Here is a 5,678-nt window from a genome sequence, read left to right on the forward strand (position 1 = left end):
GGAAAAAATTGGGGTCGTAGCTCAGTTGGATAGAGCGAGTGCCTCCTAAGCACTAGGCCGCCGGTTCGATCCCGGCCGATCCCGCCTTTTTCAGTGATCGGTAAACAGTAAACAGTGAAAAGATGCTGGGAAACTGCTATTTATAGCGCTTTTCACGTTACTGAGGTATCGACAAGTTTTGCCAACAAAGGGCTTAAGCCCCTTGCCCATGCCTCATTCTGATAAAAACTGCTATAGCATCAACCCCATTATCGAAATATTTACGGGCTTAATTAAGCCCGTAGGCACGGCTACGGGCAACTTCTAGAGGTTAGGCTTGATCGCTTCTGTTCTTGTTAATCTGTCGGATGATTTCAATCATTTGAGCGTGTCGATCATCCATTCTCTCTAGATGCCGGTAAAAATCGGCTTGAGTCTCATAAAAATCTGATTGTGCGCTTGCTATTCGAGCTAGGTAATCGTAAAGCCCTTTTTTCTCCTGTTTCCGTTCCTCGCGGTCACTAGCGACGGCATCAGCTAGGGCTTGAATAGCGCGAGCGTTCGATTCCACTATTCTCTCGATCCGCTCTAATCTGTCTTCTGACATTTTGGTAAACTCCTAATAGACTAATTCTTGTCCCCCACCGATGCCCGTCGGATGGGGGAATAACTTTAATTATGGGCTTTTCGATGCCAACGCTGATCCGATTTCCTAAATTCCCACTGTAATGCGATCTCATCAGGAGTCTTAATCTTTCCTGACTATTACCAAGTCAGGGAGACAAAATCAAGGGTTTTCCCGTTACAGGAAAACCCACATATAGCACTTTTCACGTTACTGAGGTATCGACAAGTTTTGCCAACAAAGGGCTTAAGCCCCTTGCCCATACCTCATTCTGATGAAAACTGCTATAATACTGCTCACTTAAAACTCAAAACTTAAAACTGATCACTGATAACTGATAACTGATAACTGATAACTGATCACTGATATTTATCTTCTCATTCTGCCCTTAATTTGATACCAAAGCCTTCTTAAACGTAGATCGAGAGAAAAACCCCGACGGGTGGGAATAACAATCGTGCCACCGATGCGATCGTGGAAAGCTCGGTTCAATTGTTCATCGCCGATCGCCATACCACAATCGGCGAAAAGGGGCGAAGATAATAAAATCAAACTTAAAGGATTGCCAAAAAAAGTATTTAACCCTACCATCATTAAAGCTGCCCCGCCACCAGCGATCGCCTCTCGTTTGCTTAACTCCAAAATTCCGGGTAAACGCTGAAGTCGCAGATCGATGACCTTCATATCCAAGGCCCAACGTCCTAAACTCTGACCCTGATTCTGCGCTACCAATAACACCCGCAAACACCACCAGATCAGCAGAAAAAGGAAGAATTGCAGTACAGGCGCACTATTAGCAAAGGAGCTTAAAAACCAGATCGAGGCAAAGTCGATCAGGAAAGCATAGGCCCGACGATCTAAGGGAATTTTCGGAAATTTTTGCGGTAGATTATCTTCAGGCGGGATGGGGTAAACCATAAACTAAATTCTCGGAAAAATCCTGCTGTTTATCTTCTACTCTAATCGGGAAATTGGCAATTCTAGAGTGAGTGGAACGAACCACAGAGACACAAAGGACACAAAGATTGATCGCTATTATATAAGTTAAACTTATCACACAAAGAATAAGAGAGCCAGAGATCTAGGCTACCATTGAGCAAAGGTAGCCCAGAATACAGGGATAATCATGGAGCAAGATTCATTACTAACGGAGGTTATTCTAACCCATCCACGGCAAAGTTTGGGAGAGATCCAATTGGATTGGATGCCACAACCGGGTAATTATTTGGCCTTAAAAGGACAAACCTATGCGGTTTTGGAACGTCACCACCAGTATCAATACAAGATTGGTGGCTATTGTTTACGCAAAATTTCCCTTTATGTACAAACTGCTCCCACTCCTAACGAAAAAAGTTTGATTGAAGGACGTTGGGTGATGGGGGATGCTAGTTGTCGTTTTAACGCCAGATCCGAACTGTTACGCTGTGCGATTAACCCCTCTGGTCCCTGTCAAGATTGTCGTTTTTACGAAACTATTAACCCTTAAAAGAGCCTTTTTCGGCAACAATCTGACTATGTATTGACAAATCGCCTATGAATCATCCTTATTCTTGGATCGAGGATAGCTTAAAAACCCTCCATCGGGCCAATTGGTATCGAAGGGTTAAAACCATTCAAGGCCAGGGCGGAGCCGTTATAGAATTAGAGGGTCGATCGCTGATTAATTTTGCCAGTAATGATTATCTGGGATTAGCAGCCGATGAAAGAATGATCGCGGCAGCCATAGCAGCCACACAACGCTATGGAACTGGAAGCACCGGTTCGCGTCTATTAAGTGGACACCGAGATCTTCATCGAGACTTAGAATTAGCGATCGCATCTTTTAAAAATAGCGAAGACGCGATCGTTTTTAGTTCGGGATATTTAGCCAATTTGGGGACAATTACCTGTTTAGTCGGGCAGAAAGACCTGATTTTAGGCGATCAGTACAATCACTCTAGCCTGAAAAATGGAGCCAAGTTAAGCGGTGCCACGGTGAAAGAATACCGGCACAATAGTCTCGAAGATTTAGAAAATCAGTTATTAGCCCACCGCCATCACTATCGTCATTGTTTACTGCTCACCGATACAGTGTTTAGTATGGATGGGGATATCTGTCCCCTAGCGGGAATTCTCGCTCTAGCCGAGATTTATAATTGTATGGTTTTGGTGGATGAGGCCCACGCTACCGGGGTTATGGGGGAAAATGGCACAGGTTGCGTGGAATATTGTGGTTGTCAGGGACGGGAATTAATTCAGATGGGAACCCTGAGTAAAGCTTTGGGCAGTTTAGGGGGATATGTGACCGGAAACGCCAAAATTATCGATTTTATCCGCAATCGCGCCGCTACTTGGATTTATACTACCGGTTTATCCCCCGCCGACACCGCCGCCGCTAGAATGGCTCTAGAGATTATTCATCTGGAACCGGAACGTCGCCAACGCCTACACCAAAATATTAATTTTGTCAAGAGTAACTTAAATAATTTTAATATATTGCCTTCGGAAGCGGCGATTTTATGTTTACCGGTAGCCAATCCGGGTCAAGCCCTAGAATTATCGCAAAAACTGCTAGAAAAAGGCATTTTTGCCCCCGCAATTCGTCCTCCTACCGTTCCCACCAGTCGTCTGCGGTTTACTGCCATGGCCACCCATAGCCGCGCCCATCTAGAGGTTCTTGTCCAGTCTATTGGCGAATCTTTGCCCTCATAGGGAAAAAGTTTTTGGTGGGAGCAGGGTATGGGAACGGTTAAGTTGAGCGGCGGCAGGTTTAGGGACTCTTGAAAGGATTGACAATTTTCAGCCCATCAATGTCTGAATACCCAAATGGCTCAAGTTTGCGGCTTGCCGCTAAATATTCGCAGGCAACCTGCCAAATTAAAACTCCCTCTGTCAGATTAGCTACTAGAGAAGCTGCGATTGTCTGCTTACCGGGATCACGCGAATCATTGACGTAAATTAAAACATTTGTGTCAACGGCGTTCATGCAACATATCTCTCGTAAACTGGGGAGCATCAGAGGGAATGGGGTTTTGTTGCATTCGCTCAACAAGCAGCCTTAAAAAATTCTGCCTAGCCGCAATATCGGTAATCTTTGGGGGAATAATTTGAGGTGATTTGACAAAAAGCTCCACCTCAGTGCCTTCAGGTAAATCGTAAGCTGTTTGAAGGATGAACGTACCACTATGATAAATCGCTTTCAAGGCTTGGAGCATGGGGAAATCTCTATCACAAGAATTAGGGGTGATTTAGTTAGCTGCTTACAGTCTAGCCTACAGGATTGCCCCTCTATTTTAACCAACGCTAACATTCCTCAACTGGGCCCACCAGAGCGGCATCGCACTTTAACCCACAGCTTCAATCAATGTGCATGGTGCGTTCCGCAAAAATCGATCGGTGGAGCAGTAGGAGTCACATTAGGGAACGTACCCTACGGCTTTCAGTGCCTGAAGACGATCGCACTCTCGGTCGGGTGCAGTGATTTGTTATACTGTCGCTTGATCGGGAGCTTAATAACTTTACGTCCACTGGCAATTTGCTTTTCTCTAAGATCGTCAAATATTGCCTTGAGATCATAATTAAAAGATTTTGCGTATTCTTCTCTATATTTATGAATTTCTTCGACAATTTCATCTTTATACATAGTTATTCTCCTCGAAGCTTAAATCCTATGAACTCGTAAGGGGTACAAACAAATGGCAGCCTGTATCCAAGCTCAAGACTAATTTGAGATAGCTTTCTTTGAATTTGAGCGTTTGCCATGTGCTTACAATTCCATGTTAGTAGATAGTCTAAGCCATAAACGGTTGCTAGTGCCATGTGTAAGGCATCATTAGACGCTTTGGGGGGTAGGTTGCTTTGTTGTAGGAATTCTTGTGCTAGAGCGATCGCTTCTTCGGTTAGATCGAGAAAAATCAAGGACTGTAACAAGTTCTGTCTTTGAGTAGCAATTTTTGAATCTCCTCTCGATGCTTCATCTTCAACAATTTCCGAAACATACAGAACCAATGAACTACTATACTCATCCCACCAGTCTTGTGTAATCTTAATGTTAGCGGCAAGAATCAGGTTTTCTGTTGGTCTTGCGGTTAGATGACCCAAAATACTGGTTTCAATATAGACGGTTTCGCTCACGGCAATCTAGAAAATCTATCCCACGTCTATCCTACTGCATTTAATCTTGGTTTTGAGGGAGTTGGGTAACAACCGTCAACCCAAGCTACAAGATCAGCATCGCACTTAAACCCACAGTTTCAATCAATGTGCATGGTGCGTTCCCCAAAAATCGATCGCTGGAGCAGTAAGAGCCACATCAGGGAACGCAGCTTACAAGATCGGCGTGCTGCTACGCAGTGCCTTCGGCATCGCACTACAAATCATCAATCGTTACCAACCCACCTTCCGTAAACTGAATCACAAGTTCATGGCTATCTAATAAAGCAGTTCCAACCAGGGGTCGCCGCCCTGTGGCAAATACACGAGTTTCTCGCTCCTCACCATTCCAGATAATAATTGCTTTGTGAAGAGGCAGCATTACTTGGCTGTTGTCTGCTAAATTCGCACGCATATCGTACCTGAAAGGAAGATTCAGTAATGCTACTGCTTCGGGTGGTAAACAAAGCTCATCTGTAAATCCTGTATCTACTACAAACTCAATCGGAAAGTCAGCGCGATTTGGAATCCGAAATGGGATAGTGATGATCGGGTGTCCATTAGCCACAATACCTGAAATCACTTAACTACACGCTCCATAACACCCCCACCAAAAGCGGCAGCAACGTTGTAGCCAATTTTGATCCCAAAGAGCCGAGCATGGGGGTGTTTCTCGCTCAATAAGTCAGCAGCGTGTAAGCCATTTTCATCAACTTTGTAGTCACCTGTTTCAATGTCAATGATAACCATCTTGCCAATGTTTTCTTCAACTTCCACCTCTTGGCGGATTCTGCTTTCGTACAGTTTCTCTGCACGTTGAGCAACTTCTTCACGGCTTAAAAGGATTGCTTGCATATACTAACTCCTGATTACGATTTGACTTCTGGAGACCCCTCTATAATATCTCACAGGTCTGTAGGATGAGCTAATGCCCATCCTACTA

At 44.5% G+C, this 5,678-nt stretch carries 11 protein-coding genes and 1 tRNA gene; 3 read left to right on the top strand and 9 right to left on the bottom strand.

From position 1 onward, the window contains the following. The first annotated feature begins 10 nt into the window (after nt 1-10). Nucleotides 11-84: transfer RNA gene (locus PX484_RS02565), tRNA-Arg, on the top strand. A gap of 226 nt (nt 85-310) precedes the next feature. On the opposite strand, the gene PX484_RS02570 is transcribed toward PX484_RS02565, so the two are convergent. The 3 genes from PX484_RS02570 to PX484_RS02580 all read right to left on the bottom strand — a co-directional run bounded on the left by PX484_RS02570 (nt 311) and on the right by PX484_RS02580 (nt 1,661). Beyond that, nucleotides 311-586 (bottom strand): hypothetical protein, encoded by a 276-nt coding sequence (locus PX484_RS02570; protein WP_002763421.1) that lies wholly within the window; start codon nt 584-586, stop codon nt 311-313. Between the two features lie 387 nt (nt 587-973). Next, complete coding sequence (locus PX484_RS02575; protein ID WP_004163660.1) at nt 974-1,522, bottom strand: RDD family protein; 549 nt, start codon at nt 1,520-1,522, stop codon at nt 974-976. Next, a complete protein-coding gene (locus PX484_RS02580) occupies nt 1,500-1,661 on the bottom strand; it encodes a hypothetical protein (RefSeq protein WP_002794418.1) in 162 nt (53 codons plus the stop codon). The genes PX484_RS02575 and PX484_RS02580 overlap by 23 nt, the downstream gene beginning before the upstream one ends. A 69-nt stretch (nt 1,662-1,730) precedes the next feature. On the opposite strand from PX484_RS02580, the gene PX484_RS02585 reads away from it, so the two are divergent. Together PX484_RS02585 and bioF are read left to right on the top strand one after the other, a co-directional pair. After that, a complete protein-coding gene (locus PX484_RS02585; protein WP_002765174.1) occupies nt 1,731-2,090 on the top strand; it encodes a DUF6464 family protein in 360 nt (119 codons plus the stop codon). A 47-nt stretch (nt 2,091-2,137) separates the two neighbouring features. After that, nucleotides 2,138-3,295, top strand: a complete 1,158-nt coding sequence (gene bioF, locus PX484_RS02590) for an 8-amino-7-oxononanoate synthase (protein ID WP_287765483.1) — start codon at nt 2,138-2,140, stop codon at nt 3,293-3,295. A gap of 58 nt (nt 3,296-3,353) precedes the next feature. Here bioF and PX484_RS02595 read toward each other — a convergent pair whose 3' ends face one another. The 6 genes from PX484_RS02595 to PX484_RS02620 form a co-directional block, all read right to left on the bottom strand. Further along, complete coding sequence (locus tag PX484_RS02595; protein WP_004163657.1) at nt 3,354-3,569, bottom strand: PIN domain-containing protein; 216 nt, start codon at nt 3,567-3,569, stop codon at nt 3,354-3,356. Next, on the bottom strand, nt 3,556-3,798 hold the full coding sequence (locus PX484_RS02600) for an antitoxin family protein (protein ID WP_287665863.1): 243 nt from the start codon (nt 3,796-3,798) through the stop codon (nt 3,556-3,558). Before PX484_RS02600 ends, PX484_RS02595 begins: the two co-directional genes overlap by 14 nt. Nucleotides 3,799-4,022: 224 nt before the next feature. Then, nucleotides 4,023-4,226, bottom strand: a complete 204-nt coding sequence (locus PX484_RS02605; RefSeq protein ID WP_004163655.1) for a hypothetical protein — start codon at nt 4,224-4,226, stop codon at nt 4,023-4,025. 2 nt (nt 4,227-4,228) lie between these two features. After that, on the bottom strand, nt 4,229-4,717 hold the full coding sequence (locus tag PX484_RS02610) for a type II toxin-antitoxin system VapC family toxin (RefSeq protein ID WP_002770872.1): 489 nt from the start codon (nt 4,715-4,717) through the stop codon (nt 4,229-4,231). 235 nt (nt 4,718-4,952) lie between these two features. Then, a complete protein-coding gene (locus PX484_RS02615; RefSeq protein WP_008205585.1) occupies nt 4,953-5,318 on the bottom strand; it encodes a clan AA aspartic protease in 366 nt (121 codons plus the stop codon). Then, complete coding sequence (locus PX484_RS02620; RefSeq protein ID WP_002739245.1) at nt 5,315-5,590, bottom strand: hypothetical protein; 276 nt, start codon at nt 5,588-5,590, stop codon at nt 5,315-5,317. Before PX484_RS02620 ends, PX484_RS02615 begins: the two co-directional genes overlap by 4 nt. Between the last annotated feature and the right edge of the window lie 88 nt (nt 5,591-5,678).

Source organism: Microcystis sp. M49636_WE2 (assembly GCF_030065375.1).
GTDB classification, from domain to species: domain Bacteria; phylum Cyanobacteriota; class Cyanobacteriia; order Cyanobacteriales; family Microcystaceae; genus Microcystis; species Microcystis aeruginosa_C.